This window comes from Microbacterium nymphoidis (genome assembly GCF_021044885.1).
Taxonomy (GTDB): Bacteria; Actinomycetota; Actinomycetes; order Actinomycetales; family Microbacteriaceae; genus Microbacterium; species Microbacterium nymphoidis.
In genome coordinates this window covers 212,426-238,179 of sequence record NZ_JAJNOD010000001.1, presented here as the reverse complement: position 1 = coordinate 238,179, position 25,754 = coordinate 212,426, and the positions used below count along the sequence as shown (strand labels likewise).

Annotated in this window: 19 protein-coding genes and 2 tRNA genes; 9 read left to right on the top strand and 12 right to left on the bottom strand. The window is 69.1% G+C overall.

Annotated elements, in window-relative coordinates:
* Positions 1 to 31: 31 nt before the first annotated feature.
* Both LQ566_RS01110 and LQ566_RS17590 read right to left on the bottom strand, forming a co-directional pair.
* Positions 32 to 1,594 carry a hypothetical protein gene (locus LQ566_RS01110; RefSeq protein WP_231089699.1) on the bottom strand — a complete coding sequence of 521 codons (1,563 nt, stop codon included), beginning with the start codon at positions 1,592 to 1,594 and terminating at the stop codon, positions 32 to 34.
* The gene (locus LQ566_RS17590; protein WP_308070477.1) at positions 1,570 to 3,756 is read right to left on the bottom strand and encodes an ATP-binding cassette domain-containing protein; all 2,187 of its coding nucleotides are present in this window, start codon (positions 3,754 to 3,756) and stop codon (positions 1,570 to 1,572) included. The genes LQ566_RS01110 and LQ566_RS17590 overlap by 25 nt, the downstream gene beginning before the upstream one ends.
* A gap of 244 nt (positions 3,757 to 4,000) precedes the next feature.
* On the opposite strand from LQ566_RS17590, the gene LQ566_RS01100 reads away from it, so the two are divergent.
* Together LQ566_RS01100 and LQ566_RS01095 are read left to right on the top strand one after the other, a co-directional pair.
* Positions 4,001 to 4,693 carry a phosphocholine cytidylyltransferase family protein gene (locus LQ566_RS01100; RefSeq protein ID WP_231089698.1) on the top strand — a complete coding sequence of 231 codons (693 nt, stop codon included), beginning with the start codon at positions 4,001 to 4,003 and terminating at the stop codon, positions 4,691 to 4,693.
* Between the two features lie 2 nt (positions 4,694 to 4,695).
* Positions 4,696 to 5,670 carry a hypothetical protein gene (locus tag LQ566_RS01095; protein ID WP_231089697.1) on the top strand — a complete coding sequence of 325 codons (975 nt, stop codon included), beginning with the start codon at positions 4,696 to 4,698 and terminating at the stop codon, positions 5,668 to 5,670.
* A 69-nt stretch (positions 5,671 to 5,739) separates the two neighbouring features.
* Here the strand turns inward: LQ566_RS01095 and LQ566_RS01090 are convergent, their stop codons facing one another.
* Positions 5,740 to 7,023: a CDP-glycerol glycerophosphotransferase family protein gene (locus tag LQ566_RS01090; protein WP_231089696.1), complete on the bottom strand. Its 1,284-nt coding sequence runs from the start codon at positions 7,021 to 7,023 to the stop codon at positions 5,740 to 5,742.
* Positions 7,024 to 7,085: 62 nt separating this feature from the next.
* On the opposite strand from LQ566_RS01090, the gene LQ566_RS01085 reads away from it, so the two are divergent.
* The gene (locus tag LQ566_RS01085) at positions 7,086 to 8,162 is read left to right on the top strand and encodes a glycosyltransferase family 2 protein (RefSeq protein WP_231089695.1); all 1,077 of its coding nucleotides are present in this window, start codon (positions 7,086 to 7,088) and stop codon (positions 8,160 to 8,162) included.
* 5 nt (positions 8,163 to 8,167) lie between these two features.
* On the opposite strand, the gene LQ566_RS01080 is transcribed toward LQ566_RS01085, so the two are convergent.
* Genes LQ566_RS01080 through LQ566_RS01070 form a run of 3 tightly spaced genes read right to left on the bottom strand, consistent with a single transcriptional unit; the run spans position 8,168 to position 12,562 of the window.
* On the bottom strand, positions 8,168 to 9,598 hold the full coding sequence (locus LQ566_RS01080; RefSeq protein WP_231089694.1) for a CDP-glycerol glycerophosphotransferase family protein: 1,431 nt from the start codon (positions 9,596 to 9,598) through the stop codon (positions 8,168 to 8,170).
* Positions 9,595 to 10,845: a CDP-glycerol glycerophosphotransferase family protein gene (locus tag LQ566_RS01075; protein WP_231089693.1), complete on the bottom strand. Its 1,251-nt coding sequence runs from the start codon at positions 10,843 to 10,845 to the stop codon at positions 9,595 to 9,597. Before LQ566_RS01075 ends, LQ566_RS01080 begins: the two co-directional genes overlap by 4 nt.
* Positions 10,846 to 10,903: 58 nt before the next feature.
* Positions 10,904 to 12,562, bottom strand: coding sequence for a S1C family serine protease (locus tag LQ566_RS01070; RefSeq protein WP_231089692.1), 1,659 nt, complete (start codon positions 12,560 to 12,562; stop codon positions 10,904 to 10,906).
* Between the two features lie 98 nt (positions 12,563 to 12,660).
* On the opposite strand from LQ566_RS01070, the gene LQ566_RS01065 reads away from it, so the two are divergent.
* Positions 12,661 to 13,869: an aminotransferase class I/II-fold pyridoxal phosphate-dependent enzyme gene (locus LQ566_RS01065; protein ID WP_231089691.1), complete on the top strand. Its 1,209-nt coding sequence runs from the start codon at positions 12,661 to 12,663 to the stop codon at positions 13,867 to 13,869.
* Here LQ566_RS01065 and LQ566_RS01060 read toward each other — a convergent pair.
* On the bottom strand, positions 13,866 to 14,672 hold the full coding sequence (locus tag LQ566_RS01060) for a carbon-nitrogen hydrolase family protein (RefSeq protein ID WP_231089690.1): 807 nt from the start codon (positions 14,670 to 14,672) through the stop codon (positions 13,866 to 13,868). The genes LQ566_RS01065 and LQ566_RS01060 overlap by 4 nt on opposite strands.
* 135 nt (positions 14,673 to 14,807) lie before the next feature.
* On the opposite strand from LQ566_RS01060, the gene LQ566_RS01055 reads away from it, so the two are divergent.
* Positions 14,808 to 14,881: transfer RNA gene (locus tag LQ566_RS01055), tRNA-Met, on the top strand.
* A 121-nt stretch (positions 14,882 to 15,002) separates the two neighbouring features.
* Positions 15,003 to 15,076: transfer RNA gene (locus LQ566_RS01050), tRNA-Met, on the top strand.
* A gap of 42 nt (positions 15,077 to 15,118) precedes the next feature.
* Here LQ566_RS01050 and LQ566_RS01045 read toward each other — a convergent pair.
* A complete protein-coding gene (locus LQ566_RS01045; RefSeq protein ID WP_231089689.1) occupies positions 15,119 to 15,682 on the bottom strand; it encodes an OsmC family protein in 564 nt (187 codons plus the stop codon).
* Positions 15,683 to 15,796: 114 nt separating this feature from the next.
* Between LQ566_RS01045 and LQ566_RS01040 the strand changes: the two genes are divergently transcribed.
* Positions 15,797 to 16,312, top strand: a complete 516-nt coding sequence (locus LQ566_RS01040; protein WP_231089688.1) for a GNAT family N-acetyltransferase — start codon at positions 15,797 to 15,799, stop codon at positions 16,310 to 16,312.
* A 49-nt stretch (positions 16,313 to 16,361) separates the two neighbouring features.
* On the opposite strand, the gene LQ566_RS01035 is transcribed toward LQ566_RS01040, so the two are convergent.
* Both LQ566_RS01035 and LQ566_RS01030 read right to left on the bottom strand, forming a co-directional pair.
* The gene (locus LQ566_RS01035; protein WP_231089687.1) at positions 16,362 to 19,349 is read right to left on the bottom strand and encodes a UPF0182 family membrane protein; all 2,988 of its coding nucleotides are present in this window, start codon (positions 19,347 to 19,349) and stop codon (positions 16,362 to 16,364) included.
* 62 nt (positions 19,350 to 19,411) lie between these two features.
* Positions 19,412 to 20,515, bottom strand: coding sequence for a YlbL family protein (locus tag LQ566_RS01030; protein ID WP_231089686.1), 1,104 nt, complete (start codon positions 20,513 to 20,515; stop codon positions 19,412 to 19,414).
* 160 nt (positions 20,516 to 20,675) lie between these two features.
* On the opposite strand from LQ566_RS01030, the gene LQ566_RS01025 reads away from it, so the two are divergent.
* Positions 20,676 to 22,067 carry a zinc-dependent metalloprotease gene (locus tag LQ566_RS01025; RefSeq protein WP_231089685.1) on the top strand — a complete coding sequence of 464 codons (1,392 nt, stop codon included), beginning with the start codon at positions 20,676 to 20,678 and terminating at the stop codon, positions 22,065 to 22,067.
* Positions 22,068 to 22,231: 164 nt separating this feature from the next.
* Positions 22,232 to 23,065: a hypothetical protein gene (locus LQ566_RS01020; RefSeq protein WP_231089684.1), complete on the top strand. Its 834-nt coding sequence runs from the start codon at positions 22,232 to 22,234 to the stop codon at positions 23,063 to 23,065.
* On the opposite strand, the gene LQ566_RS01015 is transcribed toward LQ566_RS01020, so the two are convergent.
* Together LQ566_RS01015 and nudC are read right to left on the bottom strand one after the other, a co-directional pair.
* Entirely contained in the window at positions 22,965 to 24,674 is a 1,710-nt protein-coding gene (locus tag LQ566_RS01015) for an ATP-dependent helicase (protein ID WP_231089683.1), read from the bottom strand. The two genes, LQ566_RS01020 and LQ566_RS01015, sit on opposite strands and share 101 nt — an antisense overlap.
* Complete coding sequence (gene nudC / locus LQ566_RS01010; RefSeq protein WP_231089682.1) at positions 24,671 to 25,735, bottom strand: NAD(+) diphosphatase; 1,065 nt, start codon at positions 25,733 to 25,735, stop codon at positions 24,671 to 24,673. Before nudC ends, LQ566_RS01015 begins: the two co-directional genes overlap by 4 nt.
* Positions 25,736 to 25,754: the final 19 nt, after the last annotated feature.

Below are 25,754 nucleotides of genomic sequence, written 5' to 3'. Positions count from 1 at the left end.
AGCGGGACGATCGTCTGGTGATTCCGCGGACTCAGATCGCCTCAGCGAACTCCATGATGCGCGAGCCGTGACGCTCGAACAGGAACGCCCCGAGAGCGACGCCCACGGCGAGCACGCCGATGCCCATGCCGAGCCCGATCCACAGCGCGTCGAGAGCTGCGGGCAGGTCCGCATCGACCGCGCGCAGAGCGGCGACGAGCGCGGGAATGCTGAGCAGGATCGCGCCGATCAGCACCAGGGCCTGAGCGCCGATTCCCGAGCCCGCTCGCTGCGGCTGCTGGAACGGGCTGTCCCCCGGCCGAGTGACCGGGTAGGGCGATACGACCGAGGAGATGGAGGAGAGGCCGAGGCCGGTGAGGAACAGGCACAGGGCCACGCCCACCAGCGCTGGAAGCATCGACCACCGGCCGTAGAGCGCGATCGACACCGTGATCGCCACAGCGAGAAGCGGCACGGCGATGAGGACGATGGGCACGAGGCGCCCGATCCGATCGGCGAGACCCCGGACGCCGCTGACGATGTGCAGCCAGATCGCGGTCGAGTCGTACGCGATGTCGTTGTGGGGCATCCATCCGAGGAACAGCGCCATGATCGGCACCGGCACCAGGGCCACGACCTGCGGCGGCACCCCCGCGACCAGCAGCGGCAGGGCCGCGATCACGGAGGCGATGGGTACGACCGCCACATTCACGATGTAGCGGCGATCCCGCGTCCAGTAGACGAGTGACCGCGCGGCGACGGCGCCGATCGCGTTGCCTGGAAGCACGCTGAACCAGCCGAGGCCCCGCTCGCGACCGGTCTGCGGGCGCTCCGTGGTGGTGAGGGCGTGCCGGACCACGAGGAACCAGGCACCCACCAGCACCACGAGGGTGCCGCCAGTGATCAGAATGCTCGCCGTTAGAGCGCTGTCACCACGCAGGACATGGCCGGCGATCCCCCAGGGTGCACCGAACGGGGTATTGGAGAGGATTTCCGTGAGGGTCACGAGCTGGCTCGGGACGACACCCCGCCACTGCAGCGAGGCGAGGAACACGGCAACCGGAACGATCACGATGACCAGCGCCAGCACGAGCAGGCCCGTCATCTCGCGGCTGCGCCGGTCGCGTCCGAACCGTGCCGCCACCGCCATGCTCAGCCGCGACACCACCAGGCAGGCGAGGAAGGCGAGGAGAAGTGAGACGATCGCGATGCCGGCGGGCACACCCTGGCTCGTCCACATGATCATGAGCGAGACGGCGACCGCGAGAAGTGCGAGCGAGGGCAGCGAGACCAGCATGCCCAGCAGGAGCGCCCCCGCGAGCGGGAGCGGCGACATGCCGAACACGGCGAAGCGCCGCGGAGCCAGCTGGTCCTCGACTCCCGCCACCGCGGGGCCGACCGCCGCACCGAAGGCGAGGGCGGACCCGGCCAGGACGGACACCACATGCGCGACGGCACCGCTGTCGGCACGAAGAGACAGGATCGCCGTGCAGACCGCCGCCGTTGCGGCGATCAGCAGAAGGGCGCCGATGACGTTGCGGGTGCTCTGCGCCCGGTCCCCGCGGACCGCGCCGAACAGCAGCGCGAGCCTCAGTCGGAGAACGTGTGCAACCACTCCAGCCCCTCCACCTCGGTGAGCCCGCCGGAGAGCTCCACGAACCGCTGCTCAAGGGTCAGATCGCCCCGGACTTCCTCGACGGTGCCCTCCGCCAGCACCTGGCCGGACACGACAACGGCCACGCGCGAGCAGACCCGCTCCACGAGCTCCATGGTGTGGCTGGACAGGATGACGGTGCCGCCGCCCGCGACGTACTGCGACAGGATCTCCAGGATCACCGCCGCGGAAACGGGGTCGACGGCTTCGAACGGCTCATCGAGCACGAGGAGGCGCGGGCTGTGGATCATCGCGCCCGCGAGCATGACCTTCTTGGTCATGCCGGCCGAGTAGTCCGACACCGCACGCCCGAGCGCATCCGTCAGGTCGAAGGCACGGGCGAGATCGGCGGTCCGCTTGTCGACCACTCCCGGCTTCAGGCCCCGGAGCAGTCCGTAGTAGTGCAGCAGCTGACGACCGGTGAGGCGATCGAACGTGCGGAAGCGATCGGGCAGCACGCCGATGAGCTTCTTCGCCGCCCGCGCACGCTGGCGTGCGTCGATGCCGGCCACGGTGATGCTCCCACGATCGGGACGCAGCAGACCGGAGATCATGGACAGGGTCGTGGTCTTTCCCGCGCCGTTCGGTCCGACGATGCCGTAGAAGCTGCCCGTCGGCACGGTCAGGTCGATCTCGTCGACGGCGTGGGTACCGCCGAAGTCCTTCACCAGCCCGCGTGCCACCAGGACCGCGCTGGCGGGGTCCACGGGCTCGGCGGACTCGGTAACCGCGGCGGGGCGACTCCGCGGCGACGCACCGACGAGCGGCGCGAGCAGATGCGCCTCGGGATGGGCCGATGCCGGGGACGCATCGTGCGCTGCCTCATCGGCGGTGCTTCCCGGCGCCGTGGCGTCGCTCGCGACATCGCCGTCCTTCTCGGAACCGGCGTCGGTGTCGGTGTCGGTGTCGAGACCGAGTAGTTCGTTCAGGTCCGCGTCGCCGTCCGTGGGAGCGGGATCCTCCTCGGAAACGGCATCCACCTCCGGAGCGGTCTTCGCGCCGTCCCGAGCAGGAGCGACGTGCTCCGCGCCCTCGTCCTGCGCATCTTCGCCCTGCGCATCTTCGCCGTGCGCATCGCCGGGGAGATCCGCGGTGAATACGTCAGGATCAGGCCCATCGTCGGCCTCAGCAGCGTCCGTCAGGGCATCGGCAAGAGATCGTGTGCCGCCGCTGGCCACCGCATCGGCATCCGCCGGGGCGTCGATCACGCTCGTCACAGCGTCACCGCCGGGTGAGGGTTCACCGGAGGGCGCGTCGACCGTCTCCGTCGCGGCAGCGCCGTCCGCGGTCTCGGCCGCCTCATTCGTCACGTCAGTGGTCCCCCTGTCCGAACCGACGCCCGTGATGACGGCGTCTTCGGACGATGCTACGGAATCCACAGCTTCCGGGCCACCGCCACCGGCTGCCGCGTCTGGTGCGGAGCGCGCGGCAGATGATCGGGGCGCAGTCTTCTTCGCCGGCTGGCGCGTCGTCCGCGACGAGGAAGACGCGCTGCTGGACTTCGCGGTGCCGGCTGCCGTCTTGCGGGCGGCGGGACGCCGCGGAGCTGTGATCGTGTTGTCGTCATCCACCTCGGCCTCCGCCGCACGGGAGCGTGGCGTCGCCTTCGACGCGGCTCGTGCGGACGCGGACCCGGGTCGCTTCGCCGGCTCAGGCTTCACCGCGGTCTTTCCCGTGGCGGTCTTCGCCGTGGCGGTCTCTCCCGCGGCTGGCTTTCCCGCGGCTGGCTTTCCCGTGGCCGTCTTCGCCGTGGCCGTCTTCGCCGTGGCGGTCTTTGCCGTAGCGCTCTTTGCCGTAGGGCTCTTTCCTGCGGCCGTCTTTCCCGAAGCCGTCTTTCCCGAAGCCGTCTTTCCCGTGGCCGACGTCGTGCGCGCCGACGGCTTCGCCTCCGGACCCTCTTCGTCGACGGGCTGCGCGGTCGCCGCCTTCCCGGCTCGTGCAGATGCGGAGCCCGTAGACGTGGTCGCGGTGCGCGAACGGGGGCTCGCCTTCTTTGCCCCCGGTCGTTTCGCCCCGGCCCCCGCCGTACGCGCCGCGGGCGTTCCTGCCGAAGCCGCCGTGGGCTTCACCGGGGCGCCCTGGGGGTCATCGACATCGTCAGGGGAATTGGGCGCCGTGCTCATCGTCTCAACGTATCAACCGGATCCTGACCGTTCCCGAGCTCGGCGGCGTTGTGTGGAATTGGGGTCGAAGTCGTGAGGAATTGGGGTCAGGGAGCCGCCGCGAGCGCCGTTCGCGGTCCCCGGGAGACGAGACAGGGCGGCTTCACAGCCACAACGCGCGGAATCTTAGTACCATGGTCCAGACACGAGGGTGTGTCCTGCCGGTGAACCGGCGGTGAACACCGTATCGAGGAGCGATAAGAGCGTGAAGATTCAGACTGTCATTCTGGCTGCCGGCATGGGTTCGCGTCTCGGTCGTTCGCTGCCGAAGCCGCTGACCGAGCTGTCCGACGGCCGCAGCATCATGCAGCAGCAGCACGACAACATCCGTGCCGCCTTCGGTTCCGCCGCTCGCATCACGACCGTGGTCGGCTACCGTGCCGAGACCATCGTCGAGGCGTTCCCGCAGGCCGACTACGTGCACAACGATCGTTACGACCAGACCAACACCTCCAAGAGCCTGCTGCGCGCCCTGCAGGCCACCGGCAAGTCCGGCGTGCTCTGGATGAACGGTGACGTTGTCTTCGATCCGCGCGTGCTGGGCCGCGCGATCTCGCTCATCGAGCGAGAGCAGTCGTTCGTCACCGTCAATACCTCCAAGGTCAGCGACGAAGAGGTCAAGTACACCCTCTCCCCCGACGGCGCCATCGCTGAACTCTCCAAGACCGTTCGCGGTGGCGTGGGCGAGGCCGTCGGCATCAACTACATCTCGGCAGCGGACAAGAAGGCGTTCATCCGCCAGCTCACGCGCGTCGACGACCAGGACTACTTCGAGCGCGGCCTGGAACTGGCCATCGCCGAGGACGGTATCCGCGTCGAGGCCATGGACATCTCCGACCTCTACGCGGTGGAGGTCGACTTCGCCGAGGATCTCGAGCGGGCGAACCTCTTCGTCTGACAATGGCGCGGAAGGTCCACACGATCCACTCCCTTCCGGCGGACTCCCCCTGGCAGGGTGGTGAGCCCCCGCGAGGTGATTCCGGCACGCATGCCGACGCGTCGACCCTGATCCGGACGATCGACATGGCCCTGCGTGTGCAGCGGCCGGCGGTCATCGCGCATCTCCGCGGGATCCGGCTGCGCCATCCTGACGCCACGCCGGATCAGCTCATCCGCATCCTGGAGCGCCGCTATCTCGCGGCCGTCACCACCACGGGTGCTGCGGCGGGCGCGACGGCCGTGGTGCCCGGGGTCGGAACCGGCATCGCTCTGGCCATCTCGGGCGCCGAGACCATCGGATTCCTGGAGGCCACGGCGCTGTTCGCGCAGTCGGTGACCGAAGTCCACGGTATTCGCCTCACCGACCCGGATCGTGCGCGGGCGCTCGTGCTCACGCTGATGCTCGGCAGCGAGGGCACCACTCTCATCCGCCAGTTCGCCGGAGAGGCCAGCGGACGGGCGACAGCGCGCGGAACGTTCTGGGGCGATCTCATTACCAAGACGATCCCGCGCGCCGCGATGGGGCCGGTGCTCGACCGCCTGAAGCACCTCGCCGTCACTCAGCTGACCAAGATCGGCGGGGCCTCGGTGGTCGGAAAGGTGATGCCATTCGGCATCGGCGCGGTCGTCGGCGGCGGTGGCAACCATCTGCTCGGCCGACGTGTGGTGTCATCCTCTCGGACGGCCTTCGGCCCGGCGCCGATGACCATGCCCGTAGAGATCGAACCGAGGCCCGGTTCCCAGCCGCTGGAGTCCCACATCGGCCATGCCGCTCGCGGCGCGGCACGCACGCTCGGCATGGTCGCCGCATCGGGCGGCCGGGCAGCTGGCCGAGCCGGTGCGGCCGCGGCCGGAGCGCTCCGGCGTTCTCGTCCCCGCACCGGTGATCGCACCGCCCCCGCGGAGATCACCGACGCGGACAACGACTCGCCCTGACGGGCGGATCGGCCGCGGCACCCTCCGGCCGCCCGGCGGCACGCACCGCGGCCGGAACGGGGCGCGCCCTCAGTCCGGTTCGACCTCGTCGGGATCGTGCTCGTCGACCGCCTCGGCGCGGCGCGCCGACAGCTCCGCGTCGTTGTACTCCTGCCAGCGCTCCAGGAGAAGCTCGATCGCAGCGTGGAAGCGCTGCGTCGACGCACCGGGCCGCGTGTCACCGAAGTAGTGGCGAGACCAGAGGGCGAGGCGGGCTGTGGCCGTCTCATCGTGCTGGACCCGCTCGATCTGCGCGACGATGTCATCCGCCTGGTCCACCGTGAGCCACTCGCAGTCACTCAGGTATCCGGCAGTGTCCACGTCCGCGCGCGGATCCGCCGGGCGCGTGACGAACAGGGGCCGCCCGGTGGCGAGGCGGTCGTAGACCATCGCGGAGATGTCGACGACGGCGACATCCGCGGCGGCGAGCTGCCACCCGAGTTCCGGGCCGTCGTCGTAGACATGCTGCGCCGAGGGATCGGCCGCGTTGGCGGCGGCGAGAGCGGCGATGATGCGCTTGTTCGCAGCGCCGAACGCCTCGTTCTCCACGCCCGAGCGGGGGTGGGGGCGATAGATCACCCGGTGACGCCCTGTGGCGAGCAACGCCGAGACCAGCTTCTCGCCGTGGGTGACGACGGAGCCGTAGAAGGCGGTCGGGCGATCGCCCTCCCACGTGGGTGCGTAGAGCACCACCGTCCGGTCATCGGCGGTGTACGGCAACGTGCCACCGAAGTGATCCGCCTGGGGCCGGCCGATCTCCAGCGTCCGGCGGTCCAGGTCGTAGTCCCAGAGCACACGGCCGAGACGCTCACGGGCAGCCTCGCCCGCGATGAACGCATAGTCGTAGGCCTTGTACTGGTTGGTGGTCATGTACATCTTGTCGGACTCGCCGTGATTGATGAACACGTGCCAGCGGCGGCCGTAGCGGAACATCTGGAAGTTCCGTGTGTTCTGATTCACGTAGAGCACGATCCGGATGTCCTGCTGTGAGATCACGCTCTCCAGGTCGCCCACCTTCGGAACGAACGCGACCGGGAGTCCGCTCTCCTCCAGCAGGGCGGCCGCACCCGGCGCGTTGCGAGCGAGGATCATCACGGGCCATCGCTCCGCCAGGCGCTGCAACGGCTTGTACCACTGCCGCATCTGGTAGATGTTCACATCGCTGTCGGCGAAGTAGACGGCGATCTGGAAGTGGTGTGGCGCAAGAGCTCCCTCGGCGCGCAGTCGCTGGCGCACCTCGATGACCGCACTGCGCGAGGCGACCGCACGGCGGATCAGGGCGACGGCCTTGCGGGCGTCGGAAAGCAGGGGCATCACGTCAGAATACCGGAGCGGCTTGGACCACCGCGTGGCCGAGCGCATGCGATGATCGAACAATGCGCGACAGAGAGCCGGCGGTGAACCCCGCCGACGGAGTCTCGTTCGTGATGCCGGTGCTCAACGAACTCGATTACCTGGAGCGCGCGGTGCTCACGGTGCTGGAGCAGCGCATCGACGGCCCGATCGAGCTGGTGCTGGCCCTGGGACCATCAACCGACGGCACCACGGCCCTGGCGCACCGCCTCGCGGACAGCGACGAGCGCATCGTGCTGGTCGACAACCCCCAGGCCGACATCCCGGTCGGCCTGAACCTGGCGATCCGCCGCGCACGCTTCCCCGTGATCATCCGCGTGGACGCTCATTCGGAGCTGTCGCCCGGCTACGCCCGCCGTGCGCTGGAGACGCTGGCACGGACCGGGGCAGCCAACGTGGGCGGCGTCATGCACGCCGACGGCCGCACCCCCTTCCAGGGGGCGGTGGCGCGGGCATACAACTCCCCCGTCGGGCTCGGCGGCGGTAGCTATCACGGCGGCGGCGACGAGGGCGAGGCGGAGTCCGCCTATCTCGGCGTCATGCGCCGCGCCGCCATCGAGCAGGTCGGACTGTTCGATGAGAGCATCCGCCGCGGCGAGGACTGGGAACTCAACCTGCGGCTACGGCAGGCGGGTCACCGCGTGTGGTTCGATCCGAAGCTCTCCGTCACGTACTGGCCCCGGGAGAGCTGGTCCCGACTGGTCCGGCAGTTCTTCGCGACGGGAACGTGGCGTGGCGAGCTCGTCCGGCGATTCGGGCGCCGCAACTCCCTGCGCTTCTTCGCGCCGCCGCTGCTGGTACTGGATGTGGCGCTCTCCGTCATCGTGGCTGTGCTCCAGGTCACGGGTGTCGTCTCCGGCGCGACCAGCGTGATCCTCTCGGTGGTGCATGTTCCGGTGGTGGCGTACGTTCTCGTGATCCTCGCTGCCGTCACCACACAACTGGGCGGAAACACCATCCGAGACAGGCTGTGGACACTGGCAGTGCTGCCCACCATGCATCTGTCGTGGGGCGTCGGGTTCTTCGCGGGCTTCCTGCGCGGCGCCCACGCCAGTGTCGACACCTCGCGCCTGGGCGGGCGCAACACGCCCCTTCCCTGAACCGATCAGTCCGGGTCGATCCACCCGCGGTCGATGACGCGGGCGACCACGCGTTCGGCCGCGCGGCCATCGTCCCGGCTGTTGAAGCGCTGCTGCCAGCGCCGGTACTTGTCCGCATAGGCGTCCACCGCCGCACCTGCGCTGAGCGCGGCGACCAGCTCGTCCTGCGTGCGGACCACCGGGCCCGGGGCCTCGCGCTCCAGATCGAAGTAGAACCCGCGCAGCTCCCCCCGGTAGTGCTCGATGTCCGGCACGAAGAACGCCATCGGCTTCCCGGTGGCGGAGAAATCGAACATCACCGACGAGTAGTCGGTGATCAGCGCGTCGGCTGCCAGCAGCAGCTGGGACGTGTCCGGAAAGCCCGTCACATCGATGACCCGCGGCCCCGTGGTGTCCGCACCGGGCAGGAGGGTTCGGGAGTGCCCGCGCACCAGCACGACAGCGCCGAGCTGCTCGGCGAGCGCGACGGGATCGAGGAAGTCGACGATGTGCTCCCGGTCATCCCGCCACGTCGGCGCATAAAGGACCACCCGCTCGTCTTCCGCGATCCCCAGCCGGTCGCGCACCGGGGCCCCCGACCCCGAGACAAGGACGTCGTTGCGCGGATAGCCATCCACCCAGAGGCCACCCCGGAACGCATATGCCGCCCGCAGAATACGCGCGGCGTAGGGGTTCTGGGCGAGAAGGGCATCCCAGCGTCGCGCTTCTCGCCACACCGCGACGGCGCGGCGCGGATCGAATCCGGGCCGGTGCAGTGCGAGACGCTTGAGCGGCGTGCCGTGCCACGTCTGCAGCACTCGCTGCCCGCGACGACGCGCGTATCGTCGTCGAAGCCAGTCGTTCACGACCAGCAGGCGAACCGTCGCACGCGCCCGCCACCACTCGGGCGTTCCCTCCACGACCGCGACGGCCCCCTCGGGCACCTCGACGGAGCGATCCACGACGCTCCAGTAGCGCGTGACGTGCGGCGCCCGCGCCGCGAGCTCCCGGTCGATGGCCAGTGGGTTGCAGCTGGCGTTGCGTCCGTAGAAGCTCTCGAAGAACACCGCGTTCTCCAGCTCGCCGCCCGCCTGTGAGACGTACCGGCGCTCCAGCGCGGACTGGCCGTCGCCGGAGTCGTAGGCGGGGTCGATCGGCGGAGCGATCAGAACCTCGTCGCCGAGAACGCGAACGCGCAGGATCGGCAGCAGTGTGATCGGGAGGTGCAGATCGGACGCCACAGCTGCCGGCTCGATCCGGTAGCGTCCCGACGGCAGCGGAAGCTCGGGTCCGCCCAGCCGGGACGCGAGGAGAGGAATCACGGCGTGCCAGTCGTCGCCCTCGGTGGTGATGACGCCGGCCACCCGGGCGCGCGCCCCGACGAGCTCGATCCGCTCCGGAGCATCACCGGTGCCGGAGAGGAGGAGGGCGTCCTCCCCCAGCTCAACCTGGGTCATCGTCGTCCCTTCCGCCGGGCTGCAGCGCGCCGGCGTTCGATCGCGCGATGCACGCGCTGGGTATTGCAGCCGTCACGGAAGGCGTGCACCTTCGCAGACAGCCGTTCGGAGCGCTCGATCCGCATCGCGTGGACCGTCTCGTCGGAGAGCGTCTCGTCGATCTGCTGCACGATCCCGGCCCAGTTGCGCTGGTAGTCGTCGTCGGCGACGTCGCGGAAGCGCGCGTAGAAGCCCCGACGCTCGGCATAGGACTCCAGGTCCGGCACCAGGAAATGAACGGGCATCGGCACGAGTCCCGCATCATAGGCGAGCGAGGAGTAGTCGGTGATGAGCCCGGTGACGGCCGGCAGCGCGGGGGTGACATCACGCATCACATCGCTGCCCAGCATGCGGATCCGCTCCGTCGGCTCCGGAGAGGAGTATGCACCGGCCCCCAGAGGATGGGACCGGATCAGCAGGACGGCATCCTGGCGTTCGAGCATCGCGGTGAGCGCACCCCAGTCCGCGGCACTCGGCACCGCGGGATCCTCGTCCCCGTCACGCCACGTCGGCGCGTACAGCAGCACCCGCGACGGCAGCACTCCGACCGCGACCTCCAGCAGTTCGCGGGCCTTCTCCGTGCGCTCCTGCGCGGTGCCGCGTGAGAGCACATCGACGCGGGGTTCACCGCTCACGACGATCCGGTCGTCCGGCAGTCCGAATGCGGACTCCAGCCGGCCACGAATGAGGTGGGAGGCCGCGGGCAGGAGCGAGATCCGCGCCTGCGCATAGCGGTACATCCGTGCGAGAAGGCGAGGAACGAGAGCTGATCGCGGCAGGAAGCGGCTGCGGACGGTCTCCGGGGAGTCCAGCCCGATGCGCTTGAGCGGGATCCCGTGCCACAACTGCACGATGAAGGCACCGCTGACCGCGTACGGGTTGACGTCACCGAAGCCGTGACTGACGACGATGACACCGGCGCGAGCGGTGGCGAGAAACCCGGCGATGGAGTGCTTGCGCAGCGTCGGGATCCCGAGCGCGGCGGCATCCTGCGCATCACGGTCGCCGTCCACCAGCCACACTGCGGACACGCCGTGCCTCTGCTCCTCACGCCACAGTTCCAGGGGTCCGTCGCCGATTCCGGCGCCACAGCCGAACACCCAGTCGTCAGTGCGAGGGATCAGCAGTGTGGCCAGGCGTCCGAGCGCGTACAGCGGGATGCGCGCGAGCTTGGCCGCGTTTCCCGCGCCGAATGAGAAGGACCCCACCCGGCGAGCCTATCGCGCGGTGGGGTCCTTCTCGCTGTCTGCGGGGTGTCCGGCCGGTTTACTTGAGCGTTCCGAGGGTGACGGTCGTCTCTTCGGTCTTGCCGTCGCGGACATAGGTGACCGGCACGGAGGCGCCGGCGGCCGCGGCACGCACCTGGGCGGTGAGGTCCACACCGCTCGTGATGGGCACACCGTTGAACTTCGTGATGATGTCCCCCTCCTTCAGGCCGGCCGCCTCAGCCGCACCACCGGCGACGATTCCCGCGCTGGTGGAGCTTCCCGACGAGATCACGGCGCCCTCGATGGTGGCTCCCTGCACCGCCGACGCATCGCCGACCATGGCGCCGAGCAGACCGTGCGAGGCGGAACCGTTGCTGATGATCTCCTCCGCCACGCGCTGGGCGACCGATGCCGGGATCGCGAAGCCCACGCCGATGTTGCCGGACTCGCCGGACCCGGACGAGGATCCCGCCGAAGCGATCGCCACGTTGATGCCGATGAGCTTGCCCTCACCGTCCACGAGCGCGCCGCCCGAGTTTCCGGGGTTGATGGCCGCGTCGGTCTGGATCACCGTGATGGAGATCGACCCCTGAGCCTGGGTCTGCGTCTGCTGTCCCGGCAGATCGAACTGGAACGGGCTCTGACCGTTCTGCTGCTGATCCGGCTGCGACTGGTCGGGGGTGGAGTCCGGCACGGCCGACGACTGGATCTGAATCGACCGGTTCAGAGCCGACACGATGCCCTGGGTGACGGTGTTGTCCAGGCCTAGCGGCGCTCCGAGGGCCACCGCGGTCTCACCGACGTTGAGCTTGGTGGAGTCGCCCCACGTCACGGGTGTGAGCCCGGACGCATCCGTGAGCTTGATGACAGCGAGGTCGTAGAGCGGGTCCAGGCCCACCACGGTGGCGGTGTAGATGCGACCGTCGGAAGTCGTGACGTGGATGGTGCCGTCCGCGGTCTGGCCGCCGAGCGTCACCACGTGCGTGTTCGTGAGGACGTAGCCGTCGCTGCTGAGCACCACGCCGGAGCCCGTGCCACCGCTCTGCCCCGCGTCCACGGAGATGGTCACCACGCTGGGCAGCACCTTCGTGGCGACGGCTGCCACCTGGTTCACACTGTCCGGGTTGTTGATGGTCACCGTCTGCGGGCCCGATGCCGACTGCGACGCACTGGTGGCGAACAGCGACTGGCCTGCCCATGCGCCGCCGAGGCCGGCTGCGCCGCACACGAGCGCGCCGACGACGAGCGCACCGACGAACATGCCGGTTCGGGACTTCCGCTTCGGCTCGCTCGCCACACCGAGCGGCGACGGCGCAGCATACGAGGCGGCCGAGGCCGTGGGCGAACCGAACGCGGCACCGTACTGCGGGTGGTGCGTGTGCCCCCCGGGGGCGCCCGGAGCCGGGCTCGTCACCCCGTACATCGGTGCCGCGGCAGGAGCACCGCCCTGCGGTGCGGCCGGATACCCGCCCGGTGCCGCGTACCCCCCGCCGAGTGGCGTGGTGGGCGCGGTCTGGGAGTGCGGGAGTGCCGAGGACACCGGCGCGGTGGGCGCGGTCTCGGAGAGCGCAGTCGCGGGCGCCACGGGGGCGGCGGGCACAGCATCCGAGTTCAGCGACTGCTGCTGCTCGGGAGCGCCGACGGCCGGCGACACGGGCTGGTTCGTGTGGTACGGGTTCGACACATTGTCGTGACGGTCATCGCGGTTGTCGCTCATGATTGCTCCTTCTCCGAAAGCTCTTTCAGAGTGCACCCGGTTTCTGTGCGTTTCTTATGCTGCGGGTGGATTCCACCTATGCGACTAACCTGGGCCGCATGCGAACGATTCCCGGTGCCTGGCGTCGAGCAGCTCGGGGTGCCGGGCTGCTGTCCGCAGACGGCGCGCCCTCCCCCACCATCTTCGCCGAGATGTCTGCCCTGGCGGTGAAGACGAACGCGGTGAACCTCGGTCAGGGCTTCCCCGACACCGACGGCCCGGGCGAAGTCCTGGACGCGGCACGGGAGGCGATCGCCCGCGGAGTGAACCAGTACCCGCCGGGCCGCGGTGATGCCGATCTGCGACTCGCCATCGCCGAGCACCAGCAGCGCTTCTACGGGCTCGCGCCGGACCCGGGGAGCGAGATCATCATCACCGCCGGTGCCACCGAGGCGTTGGCGAGCGTACTGCTCGCGCTACTGGACGGTCCGGACGACGAGGTGGTCGTTTTCGAGCCGCACTACGACTCGTACGCCGCCTGCGTGGCGCTGGCCGGCGCGCGCCTGCGCACGGTACCGCTGCGCTGGCCGGACTTTCGTCCGGACCTCGAGCAGCTGGCTGCCGCCGTCACCGATCGCACTCGGGTGATCCTGGTGAACGACCCGCACAACCCCACGGGCGTCGCCTTCGACGACCAGACCCGGGACGAGATCGTCCGACTGGCTGAGCGCCACGACGCCATCATCGTCACCGACGAGGTGTACGAGCATCTGCTCTTCGACGGACGCGCCCATCACCCGATCGCGGCGCGCCCCGGGGCTGCCGGGCGCACGCTCAGCATCTCCTCCGGCGGAAAGACGTTCCGCACCACGGGGTGGAAGGTGGGCTGGGTGTCGGGGCCTGCCGATCTGATCGAGGCGGTCCTGGCGGTCAAACAGTTCCTCACCTTCTCCGGATCCGCGCCGTTCCAGCCGGCGATCGCGGTGGGGCTGCGTCTTCCCGATGCCTATTTCGACGCGCTCGCCGGTGATATGCAGCACACGGCGCGAATCCTGAATGACGGCTTGCGCAGCGCCGGCCTGCAGACGCATGCACCCGACGGAACGTACTTCACGGTCGCCGACGTCTCCGCGCTGGGTGTTGGAGACGCGGCCGCCTTCTGCCGCGCACTCGCCGTCGACGGCGGCGTCGTGGGGATCCCGCTCACGGCGTTCGTGACGTCGGGCGATGCACAGTGGAACTCGCTCGTGCGTTTCGCCGCCTGCAAGCGTCCCAGCGTGGTTGAGGACGGGATGCGCCGCCTCTCGGCGTACACGACGACGCTCTAGCCAGCGTGCTCGCTTCGCGGCGCCACCCGGAAGCGACGCAATTCCAGTGCCGGATTGACATGACGAACCCTCTCGAGTTCGGCGCGATCCAGCGTTGCGAGCGCGACGGCTTCCTGCGTGCCCAGTGCAGCCAGCACGATTCCGGACGGGTCGACGATCATCGATCGCCCGACCCCGATCGGCGGGGTCTGGTCCGCCGCCACGACGAACGCCGTGTTCTCGATCGCCCGTGCGCGCACCAGCGTGCTCCAGTGGTCTTCCTTGAGCGGACCGCGCACCCACTCGGCAGGCACCACGATCACATCCGCGCCTGCGTCGAGGAGAACCCTCGCACTCTCGGGAAAGCGCAGGTCGTAGCACGTCATCAGGCCGAAGGTGAGATCGTCCAGCCGGAAGAGCTGCGGCCTGTCGAGAGCTCCGGGAGCGATCCGGTCGGACTCGCGATCGCCGAAAGCGTCGTACAGATGCTGCTTTCGGTAGGCCGCCTGAACCCCGCGCGCATCCACGGCGACCACCGTATTGTGCACGCGCGTGCCCTCGGCACGCTCGATGAGACCGGCCACGATCCACACGCCGAATCGCTCCGCCAGGCGGGACAGCTCCCGGGTGAACGGGCCGTCCAGCGACTCGGCATGAGACATCAGCGCATCCGAGAAGGGCGCCTCGAACCACGCCGAGTATTCGGGAAGCACGATGAGCCGGGCACCCCGCCCCGCCGCCTCCGCCACCAGCCGGGTGATCGCAGGAACGTTGTCCTCCGTGCCCGGAGCGAACTGCGCCACGGCAACCGTCGTTCCTGTCATCGCATCACTCCCGGTGTTCGGTGCTCGTCCACGTCGCGGCCAGCCTAGCGACGCCCGGGACGTGGCAGGACGAATCGCCCGGGAAGCGCCTCGATGCGCCCCGCCCCGGGGATGCGTGTTAGGCTAGTGATGTGCCGCGGGGTGGAGCAGCTCGGTAGCTCGCTGGGCTCATAACCCAGAGGTCGCAGGTTCAAATCCTGTCCCCGCAACAATGAGAAGGCCCCTGATCACTCGATCAGGGGCCTTCGGCTTTCGCTGCTCCGGCAACACGCCCGCTCACAGCGCGCTTTAGGGTTCGGCGAAGCCCAGCCGGTAAGCTGGATCCCGTGCCGCGGGGTGGAGCAGCTCGGTAGCTCGCTGGGCTCATAACCCAGAGGTCGCAGGTTCAAATCCTGTCCCCGCAACAAGAAGAAGGCCCTCATCGGAAGATGAGGGCCTTCTGCCTTTCAGACCTTGCGGACGGTCACATCGATCGGTGTGGGGTTGGCGAAGAGGTCGAACACCGGGCAGTGCTCGTCCACGACGCGGCGCAGCTCCTCGTAACGCTCCTCGGGCTCAGGACCTTCCAGGGACACGGTCAGGCGGACCGCGGTGAAGCCGGGGCGGACCGACTCGTCGATGCCGAACAGGCGCCGCGCATCGAGATCGCCTTCGGCGTCGACACGGATGTCGTCGACGCCGATTCCCAGCGCGTGGGCGTACAGCCGGTACACGACCACCTGGCAGGAAATCAGCGCACCCAGGGCGTACTCGACAGGGCTCGGGCCGGCGTCATCTCCGGCGAGCGCGGCGGGCTCGTCGACGATGAACGCGTGCGCGCCCGCACGGACGGCGGTGGCGACGGCACCCTCCCCCGCGCCCCGGACACGATAGGTGAGCTGAGCAGCCGACACATCGGTGTCGATGCGCTGCGCCCAGGCCGAGCCGGCAGAGGTCAGGCGCTCCGCGCGCTCGTCGGCGGTGACGTCGAGGATGGAATCGATGGTCGTGGGCGAGGGGGAAGCTGTCATGGGGGCGAGCCTAGGCACTCGGCGCGCCGTGCCCCGTGCGTCGCGGTAACGAGAAGCAACGCGGCGACACGCGGCGACCTCCGACGCCGCTGACGGGGCTGGAAGGATGAGCGTATGCTCCGCTCACTCCTTCTACCGCTGACCCTCCCGACCCGGGACGGCGAGATCACCCTCCGCCACGCCACGACCGATGACCTCGACGACCTGATGCGGCTCATGTCCGACGACCCCGTCAGCGCGGCCCGCGGTGACAGGAACGACGCATCCGACCGGCCGCACTACGCGCGAGCGCTGCGCACCGTGATCGAGGACCCGGCGAACGACATCGTTGTGGGTGCCGATGCGGAGGGACGTGTCATCGCCACCCTCCAGCTCACTCTGATTCCGGGGCTCGCGCGACGCGGAGCGACACGTCTTCTCGTGGAGGCGGTGCGCGTGGCGAGCCATCTGCGCTCGCGTGGCACCGGCGAGGCGATGATGCGCTGGGTCATGGATGTCGCGGCCCCGCAGACCGGAGCGGACCTGGTGCAGTTGACGTCCGACAGTGCCCGCGCAGACGCACATCGCTTCTACCTGCGCCTGGGCTTCACCGACTCGCATATCGGCTTCAAGTACCAGGTCGGAGCGTAGGCGGACACGCGAAGGGACGCCTGCCGCAGCAGGCGCCCCTTCGCGTGTCTCACTTCCCGTCGAGGGCGATCAGCTTGTCGAGGGCCTCGGTCAGGCGCTTGTCCGCCTCGCCGTACTTGGTCCAGTCGCCCGCCGACATCGCGGCCTGACGATCGCTCAGGGCGGTCTTGGCCTCCTGCAGCAGTGCGTCGCGCTGACCCTCCACGGTGGAGGTGTCGATCGACGGTGCCGTCGTCGGCTCGGTCGTGGCGCCGGGGCTCTGCGTGGGCCCCGGCGTAGGCGTGGGCTCCGGCGTCACCGGGGCGTCCGGATCCGTCTCCACCGGCGTCACGTCGGTGTCACCCGTCTGCGCGCCCGAGTCGCCTCCGAACAGGCTGTCCAGTGCCTGGCTCAGGGTGTCCTCGAAGGCCACGTTGTCGCCGAAGGACACCAGCACCTTCTGCAGGCGAGCCAGCTTCGTGGCGCCCGTGGACTGGATGTACACCGGCTGGACGTAGAGCAGACCGCCACCCACGGGGAGGGTGAGCAGGTTTCCATACAGGATCTGGGTCCCGCCACCGACCTTTCGGATGTTGACCCACTGGGTCACCGCGTCGTCGGTGTCGAACGAGTTCTTCACCTGGCCAGGGCCGGGCACCGTCGTGTCGCTGTCGATGACGAGCATGCGCAGCGTGCCGTAATCGGGGCTCTTCTTGCCCGCCTCCGCCCCGGCATCCGCATCCACGGCGAGGTAGCCGGTGAGCACGTTGCGGGCGTTGGCCGCATCGATCGGGCGCGGGATGAAGCTGGAGAACATCGAGAAGGTCGGCTCGTCCTGTCCCGGCATCTTCATGGTGAGGTAGTACGGCAGCTGCAGCTTCTGGTCGGTCTCCGCCGCGTTGGGATCGGTCGGCGTGGACCAGAGGTTGTCGCCCTGGAAGAGGGACGGCGCCTTGTCGACGTGGTACGTCCCCAGCACGCTGCGCTGCACCTTGAACAGGTCGGTCGGGTAGCGCACGTGGCTCATCAGCTCGCCGCTCATCTCGGTCAGCGGCTTGAGGGTGTTGGGGTAGACCTTCTGCCACGTCTGCAGCACCGGGTCCTCCTCATCCCACGCGTACAGCGTTACATGGCCGTCGTACGCGTCCACCGTGGCCTTCACGGAGTTACGGATGTAGTTGATCTTGTCCGGGATGATCAGCCCGGTCGCCTTGGTGTCACTGGTCGCATCGGTCAGGCTGACACCCGAGGAGTACGGGTAGGTGGCGCTGGTGGTGTAACCGTCCACGATCCAGACGATCCGGCCGTCGACCACCGAGGGGTACGGGTCCTTGTCGAGGGTCAGGTACGGCGCCACCTTCGAGACTCGCGTGGCCGGGTCACGGTCGTACAGGATCTGCGACTGATCGTTGACGTTGTTCGAGAACAGGATGTCGCCGGCCTGGAACTTCATCGCGTAGATGAGCTTGGTGAAGATGTTGTCGAGCTTCGGCCCGCCGTCGCCGTCGAAGGTCGTCTTGGTGACGGAGTCCCCATCGCTGGCACGCGGGTAGTCGATCTCCACCGGCGCGGAGTCCTTCGGCGCGCCGACGATCGAGTACAGCGGCGAGTACTCACCGAAGTAGATGCGGGGCTGGAAGTCCGGGTTCTGCTCGGTGAGGAAGCCGGTGGCGGGAATGCCCTGCTCGAGGAACTTCGGGCTGCCGTCATCGGTGCGCTGGTTGCCCGCCGCCGCGACCATGCCGTAGCCGTGCGTGTAGATCAGCGCCTGGTTCTGCCAGTTGGACGGAGCCTGGGACATGTCGAGTTCACGAACCGAGACGACGACATCCTGCGTCTTCCCGTCGATCTGATAGCGGTCGACGTCCAGAGTGTCACGGAAGCGGTAGTACGGCTTGACCTGCTCGAGCTGGCGAACGGTCGGGTTGATGATTGCCGGATCCATGATGCGGATGGAGCCGGTGGTCTCGGCGTCGGCACGCAGCTGGCCGGCCTCGGCGGTGGTCTCGGCCTGGAAGTCGGTCTTCTGGACCGTGTCGATCCCGAAGGCCTTCTTCGTCATGTCGAGGTTGTGCTGGTAGTACTGGCTCTCCGACTCGATCTGGTTCGGCTTCACCTGGAAGGTGGTCACCGCCCAGGGCATCGCGACGTTGACGACGAGAGCGGCCACGATGAGCACCGCGGTCCCGGCCAGCGGGAAGCGCCAGCGGCCGATGACCGCGGTCACGAAGAAGAGGATCGCCACGATGATGGCCACGATCGACAGGATCGTGAGACCCGGAATGGTGACGTTGGCGACGGTGTAGGTCGGGCCCGTGATGTTCAGGGCGTTGCCGGTGACGGACGCATTGGAGTCGGCCAGTGTGGCGTAGCGGTCGAGCCAGAGGCTCACGCCCTGCACGAGCAGGTACAGACCAGCGACGACCGCGAGCTGGATGCGAGCGGCCTTGGAGATGCGCAGCTCGCCACCGCCGATGCGGACGGCGCCGTAGAGGTAGGAGACGAAGGCGGTGACGAGCAGCGAGAGCAGGAGCACGGCGGACGTGAAAGCGAGCACGGCCTGATAGAACGGCATCGCGAACATGTAGAAGCCGGTGTCGAGACCGAACTGCGGATCGACGTCGGTGGTCTTCACACCCGCGAACCAGAGCGCAGCGGTCTGCCATTGGTTCGCCGCCGACAGTCCCGCGAACACGCCGAAGAAGATCGGCACGCCCCACATCGCCAGCCGGCGCAGCGGCTCGATGACCTCCTGATAGCGATCCAGCTGAGAGCTGAGCCGGGCATAGACCGGACGCATCCGGTACGCCAGCTGTATCACCGTCCACAGCGGAACGGCCATTCCCAGGAATCCGATCGCGAACATCGCGATCCGTGCGACCCACTGAGTGGTCAGCACGCCCGTGAAGCCGAGCTGGCCGTACCAGAGGAAGTCGGCGAAGACGCTGGAGAACAGGAAGAAGGCTGCGAGCAGGACCGCGACGATCACGAGTGAGATGACGACGACGCGTCGCCCGGTGCTGGGGGTGGCCTGATTCGGCGCTGAGGCTGTGGTCACCCCTTCATCCTAGGCGCGGCCGCCTGAGCATGATCCCTGAGGATGTCGTCCGACGATGCCGGCTACGCGGAGCAACCCGGCAACGTGTCGATACCCGTGCCCGAGGCGATCACGTCGAGAGCATCGACGGACTCGCGCAGTGTGGAGGTGCTGATCACCGTCAGCCCGTCGGGGATGTGTCCGACAACGTCCTTGCAGTTCGAGGCGGGAGCCAGGAAGTACTCGGCCCCGGCATCGCGGGCTCCGTACATCTTCTGGGCGATACCGCCGATCGCACCGACATTGCCGGCCGCGTCGATGGTGCCGGTCCCGGCGACGTTCTTGCCTCCGTTGAGCTCTCCGGGTGTGAGCTTGTCGATTATCCCGAGCGCGAACATCATGCCGGCGCTCGGGCCGCCGATGTCGTTGAGCTTGATGTCGACCTCGATGGGCGACTGATACGACTCCGACAGAGAGGCCCCCACCAGCCAGCGCGTCTCCCCGTTGACGGTGGCCTGCTGCGGAGTGATCGTGACGTCGGTCTCGACGCCGCCGCGCAGCACCGTGAAGGTGACGGGCTTGCCCTCGCTCCCCGTGACGGCGGCGATGACGTCCTGCGACCCGGAGGGGGCGACGCCGTTGACCCGGGCGATCACGTCGCCGGCCTTCAGATGGCCCGCCGCCGGGGCATCCTCCGCCGGATCCAGGGGGATCGTGACGGTGGTCTGCACAGGATGACCGAGTTCGGTCATCGCCGCAGCCGTTGCCGCAGACTGCGAATCGGTCATCATCTGAGCATCCTGCTGCTGCTTCTGCTCGGTGGTGACGCCCTGCGGGAACACCGCGTCCAGCGGGAGCACGGCCTTGGAGGAATCGAACCACGCTGCGGCAAGCTCGAACCAGCTGGGGGTGGACTGACGGTTGCCGCGCACCGAGACGGTGGTCAGCGACAGGGTTCCGGCCGTCTCGTACGTGGTCTCGTTCGGGATGGTGATGAGAGGGACCTCTTCCCCGTCCGATTCCTGGGAACCGAGGGTGTTGACGACGGGCCCCGGCATCTCGATGACATAGCCCGACGGCAGGATGCTCAATCCGAACATGCACACCAGTGCCACGGCCAGCGCCCCATAGCCGAACAGGGTCCGTCGCGAGGGGCGCCAGCGCTGTCCGGATGCGTTCGTCGGCATGCTCTGCTCCTGCATGTTCGGGTCGAAGAACGTCACGATTTCCTTTCCGGGAAGGACGTTCGCGAGCGGCGTACAGCCGAATGCACGAACCCGCTCGTCGGGCTCCGTCCGGCGACTAGCGTAGAACGCAACCCCAGCAAAGCGCTGAAAGGCGGCTGACGTGACAGACGAGGACCGTTCCCCGGAAGACGACTTCCAGGAACTGCTGCGCCAGCTCTTCGGAGCGGGTGGCCAGATCGATCCCGAGCAGATCCAGAAGCTCACCGGTATGAACATCGACCCCGCCATGCTGGCCGGGCTCATGCAGCAGATGCAGGGTGCCTTCGCCGGAGCCGACGGGGGGATCCCCTGGGACTCGGCGCGCACCGCGGCGCTGCACATCGCCAACCAGGACGGCTTGAGCGTCACGAGCGGTCAGCGCACCGATCTGGATCAGGCGTTCGGGCTCGCCGATCTGTGGCTGAGCGCGGTGACCAGCATCAGCGCGCTCGCGCAACCCGCCCGCTCCCTCACCCGAGGCGACTGGGTGGAGCAGACGATGCCCGTGTGGCAGGAGGCCGCGGAGCCGGTGGCCACAAGTATCACGGATGCGCTGCTGGATGCCCTGGGCCAGCAGGCTCCTGAGGAGATGCGCGGCGTCGTGGAAGGCGCCGGGCGCATCATGCGCTCGGTGGGCGGCTCGCTGTTCGCCGCGCAGCTGGGACAGGTGATCGGCCGCCTCAGCAAGGAGGTGGTCTCCGGCGGCGACGTCGGCATTCCGCTGCTCCCGGTGGGCGAAGCCGCTATTCTCCCGCAGAATTTCGCCGACTTCGGCCAGGGGCTGGAGATCCCCGAGGATCAGCTGGCCCTGTACCTTGCCACTCGCGAACTCGCCCACGCCCGGCTGTTCCGTCACGCGAGGTGGCTGCACCTGCACGTGCTGTCCCAGCTCACCGACTACGCCCGCGGTCTCGAAGTCGACACCAGCGCCCTCGAGTCGATGGCCGACCGGTTCGACCCCGAGAACCCCGAAGAGCTGCGTGCGGCGCTGGAGTCCGGCGCCCTCATGCCGCCGCGCTCGGAGGCCCAGCAGGCCGCGCTCACGCGCCTGGAGAACGTGCTCGCGGTGATCGAGGGATGGGTCGAGGTCGTCACGGAGGAAGCCACCCAACGCCTTCCCGATGCCGGCCGCATCGCGGAAGCCGTGCGGCGCCGCCGCGCGGTGGGCGGACCCGCCGAGCGTGCGCTCGGCGCCCTGGTGGGGCTGGAGCTTCGCCCCCGCCGGCTCCGCGAGGCGGGAGCCATGTGGCGTGCGATCACCGAGGCCGTCGGGTCGGAGGCCCGTGACGGACTCTGGGACTACCCGGACCTGCTGCCGACGCCCGAGGACATCGACGACCCCACCGCCATCATCGAGCGCCTCCAGGCGGCCGCGCGCGGTGAAGCCGCACCCCGCGACGAGATGGACGACGCTCTGGAGCGGCTGCTCTCCGGCGAGGACTTCACCGACCCGGACGCCACGGATGACTCCGCGGGCAGCGAAGAGGGGCCCGAAGGGCCGCGCCCCGTCTGAGGCACGTCTGAGTTCAGGCCATCGGCCGTCGCCGCGAATGCGGCGGCGGCCGATGGTCGTTCACGCCCACGTCCGCTCCTCCCCAGACCGTCCCGGGGCGCGACTCGCCACGTCAGCTTGTGCAGAACCCGCCCGGCTGTTGCCCGGAGCTCCAGGATGTCGTGATGACGACCGTGATGCTCCGCCTTGACGATGATCGCCCCGCCCTCTGGCGGGACCCGCAAACACTGCAGCTCGGGCTCTATGCCGAGCCCTCACTGCCGGACCCGCCCCGGTGGCAGGAACGGGTCCTGCGAGCGCTGGAGCACGGGATTGCGGAGGAGGACTTCCCTCGGGCGGCGCAGGGGCTCGGGGCGCCGCTGGACGAGCTGGATGCGTTTCTGGCCCGGATCGGCTCGGCGCTCACGCGCGTGGAGGCTGATCTGATGATGCCTCGCCTGCAGGTGGCACCCGCGCTGCGCGGACGGGACGTCGTCGACATGGTCGTGGCGGGATTGTCGGCCCTGCCGGGGCTCTCGCGTGATGATTTCCGCGATCGTCCACCGGTGGTTCTGCTGAGCGCACACGCCGTGCTGCCCCTGTCCGCAGCGCCGTGGATGGCCGAAGACGTCGTGCACGTTCCCCTGGTCCTCGAACTCGATGCCGTGCGCGTCGGACCCGCGGTGCTCCCCGGCATCACGGCTTGTGTGTCCTGTGTGGCATTGGCCGAACGCGACGCGGACCCGGCATGGCCGCACCTCATCGCGCAACTGGCCGAACGCGAGCCCCCTGCGCCCGACCCGGTGGTTCTCGGAGAAGCCATCGGCCTCGCCCGGGAGCTGCTCCCGCTGGCCGGTGCCGCGGCAGCCGGGCGCGGCGGAGCATCACGCCACCTGGGTGGCGGTACCAGCCGCTCGGTCAGCGTGCGGAGCGGGAACCGGCGACTCTGGCGGACACACCGGCCGCACGAAGACTGCGGCTGCCGATCTCCTGCAGGAAGCGCGACGGCTTCCGCATGACCCGGCCGCTCCCCCGCGCCCACGACAGCGCCAGTGTGCGGGCGGCCCGTGTCACCCCCACGTATGCGAGTCGTCGTTCCTCATCGACGGCGTCGAACGAGGTCGCGTACGCGATCGGGAGGAGACCGTCAGCCCAGCCGATGATGTGCACGTGATCCCATTCCAGGCCCTTGGCGGCATGCAGGGTGGAGAGCGTCACAGTGTTCAGCACCGGCTCGTGCTGGTCTTTGGTGCGTGCCAGAAGCTGTTCGGCGAACTGTCGCATGGTGGTGCCGTCGGGTGCTGCCTCAGCCAGCCGCAGCAGCGAGGCGCGAGCCTCCCAGGCGTCGCGGAGAGCGCCGCCGGCGGGGGGCGGCTCATCCGTGAGACCGATCTCCCGCAGCACGGTGCGGACATCAGGGAGGAAACCGCGATCTCCTGGAGCAACAGCGGCTGCGCGCAGAGCGAGCACCGCCTGTCGCACTTCTGGCTGCTCGAAGAAGCGCTTCCCGCCCAGCACCGTGGTCGGGATGCCGCGGGCTGCGAGCGCGTCGGCGATGGCAGCCGACTGCACCTGCGCCCGGTACAGCACCGCGATCTGCTGCGGAGCAGCGCCCTTCGCGATCTGCTTCTCGATGGCCCGGGCGACGCCGGCGGCTTCGTCACGCTCGTCCTCATAGGCGGTGACCACGGGTGTCGGCGATTCCGGCGGGCGCTGCGGGGCGAGTGTCAGTGCCCCGGGACGGCCGCGCATCAGGTCGTTCGCGACGGAGATGACCGACGGATCGGATCGGTAGCTGCGCTCCAGCTTCACGGTCACGGCATCGGGGTGGGTGCGAGGGAACTCCAGGAGGTACTTCGCATCGGCGCCCGCGAACGAGAAGATCGTCTGGCTGGCGTCGCCCACCACGCAGATGTCCTTGCGGTCGCCCAGCCACAATTCGAGCAGGTGGTTCTGGAGCGGCGACACGTCCTGGAACTCGTCGACGGTGAAGTGCCGATACTGCTCGCGGACCGCTGCGGTCACGCGGGGCTCGGCCTCCAGCATCCCCGCGCAGGCGAGAAGCACGTCTTCGAAGTCCAGCTGCCGGCGTTCGTCCTTCAGCTTCTCGTACGCGTTCTGGAGGTCGACCACCTCAGCACTCGAGAGGCGCCCGACGGTTCGGCCGGTGAGCGCGTACTGTTCGATGCTGCGCATCGCGACCTTCCGCCACTCGATCTCCGAGGCCACATCGCGCAGGGTCGGGGTGTCCAGGGACAGCCGCAGGCCGTCGGCCGCGTGCGCGAGCATCCTCACCTTGTTGTCGATGATGCCCGGGGCGGGCTCGCCCGTGACCTGCGGCCAGAAGAAGTTGAGCTGTGCGAGGGCTGTGGCGTGGAAGGTGCGAGCCGCGACGCCGCTGACGCCCAGGTCTCGAAGCCGCCCCCGCATCTCCCCGGCGGCCTTCGCCGTGAATGTGACCGCCATCACGCGATTCGGCGAGTACGCACCCGTGTCGACGCCGTGGGCGATGCGGTGCGTGATCACGCGGGTCTTGCCGGTCCCGGCTCCGGCCAGCACGCACACCGGCCCGCGCAGCACCGACGCCGCCTCGCGCTGCTGCTCGTCGAGTCCGTCCAGCGCGCTCACGCGCGCTCACCCGCCGCCGGTCCAGGTCCGCTGCTGTCCGTCTCCGCGGCCCAGCCGGAGATGAGCTCGTGGGCGATGGAGGGCTTGCCCGGGAGCAGGAGGTCGAGGTCTCCGGCGTACGCGGCACGGATCTCCCCCCGGGTGAACCAGCGCACGTCGAGGATCTCCTCGCCGTCGGGATGCGCCGTTCGCGCGTCCCGGGCCTGGGCGCGGAACCCGAGCATCAGCGAGCGCGGGAAGGGCCAGGCCTGGGACCCGGCGTAGGCGACGTGCTCCACGTCGATGCCGGATTCCTCCTTCACTTCACGGCGCACGGCCTCCTCGAGGGATTCGCCCGCCTCCACGAATCCCGCGAAGCAGGAGTACCGGCGCTGCTCCCACATCGCGTTGGAGCCGAGGAGCAGTCGGTCCCCGTCCGTGACGGCGACGATGACGGCCGGGTCGGTGCGGGGGAAGTGCTCGCGCCCGCACGCGGTACACGTGCGGGCCCAGCCGCCGGTGGTGATTCTCGTCACGGCGCCGCAGAACGCGCAGTGCCCGGCATCGACGATCCAGCGTGCCAGGCTCACGGCTTCGAGCAGCAGAGCTCCGTCCGGCGCCGCCAGGACGGGGTGCAGTACTCGCAGCGACGCCCATGCCGTGGGACGCGGGTGCGCGGCGTTCGCGATCGGCGAGCCGTCCGCGTTCGCCACGGAACCGACGGCTGTCGGGTGCGGGCCCGGACCGCCATCCGTCGTCGCACCCTGTGCAAGCTCTGCGGCACCGGGCACAGCGGCCAAGAGCACGGCGACACCGTCACGACGGCCGAGGAATGCGAACCGCTCGCTCATCGCCGGCAGCGCGGCATCCGCCACCGCGATCGCAGCGGCGACGTCGAGCGCGACCGCCACCGGTACCAGCACGAGGGCGCCTGCGGCGTCGACGGGTGCGCGGTCCGCGTCGATGAGCAGGACGCGCGTGTCTGCGTCAGCGACGAGGCGGGTGATCAGATCCGGGTCGGTGCGTTCGTCGGCGCTGCGGTCGAAAGCGGCGACCATCCCGGGAGCTGACGCGTCTTCCATCTACTCCCCTTCTCGCGGG

Bases quoted from the DNA above. Each gene is read 5' to 3' on its own strand.
- LQ566_RS17590 (WP_308070477.1), bottom strand. From the start codon at position 3,756: ATGAGCACGGCGCCCAATTCCCCTGACGATGTCGATGACCCCCAGGGC.
- LQ566_RS01095 (WP_231089697.1), top strand. From the start codon at position 4,696: ATGGCGCGGAAGGTCCACACGATCCACTCCCTTCCGGCGGACTCCCCC.
- LQ566_RS01090 (WP_231089696.1), bottom strand. From the start codon at position 7,023: ATGCCCCTGCTTTCCGACGCCCGCAAGGCCGTCGCCCTGATCCGCCGT.
- LQ566_RS01085 (WP_231089695.1), top strand. From the start codon at position 7,086: ATGCGCGACAGAGAGCCGGCGGTGAACCCCGCCGACGGAGTCTCGTTC.
- LQ566_RS01080 (WP_231089694.1), bottom strand. From the start codon at position 9,598: ATGACCCAGGTTGAGCTGGGGGAGGACGCCCTCCTCCTCTCCGGCACC.
- LQ566_RS01070 (WP_231089692.1), bottom strand. From the start codon at position 12,562: ATGAGCGACAACCGCGATGACCGTCACGACAATGTGTCGAACCCGTAC.
- LQ566_RS01065 (WP_231089691.1), top strand. From the start codon at position 12,661: ATGCGAACGATTCCCGGTGCCTGGCGTCGAGCAGCTCGGGGTGCCGGG.
- LQ566_RS01060 (WP_231089690.1), bottom strand. From the start codon at position 14,672: ATGACAGGAACGACGGTTGCCGTGGCGCAGTTCGCTCCGGGCACGGAG.
- LQ566_RS01045 (WP_231089689.1), bottom strand. From the start codon at position 15,682: ATGACAGCTTCCCCCTCGCCCACGACCATCGATTCCATCCTCGACGTC.
- LQ566_RS01040 (WP_231089688.1), top strand. From the start codon at position 15,797: ATGCTCCGCTCACTCCTTCTACCGCTGACCCTCCCGACCCGGGACGGC.
- LQ566_RS01030 (WP_231089686.1), bottom strand. From the start codon at position 20,515: ATGCCGACGAACGCATCCGGACAGCGCTGGCGCCCCTCGCGACGGACC.
- LQ566_RS01020 (WP_231089684.1), top strand. From the start codon at position 22,232: ATGACGACCGTGATGCTCCGCCTTGACGATGATCGCCCCGCCCTCTGG.
- nudC (WP_231089682.1), bottom strand. From the start codon at position 25,735: ATGGAAGACGCGTCAGCTCCCGGGATGGTCGCCGCTTTCGACCGCAGC.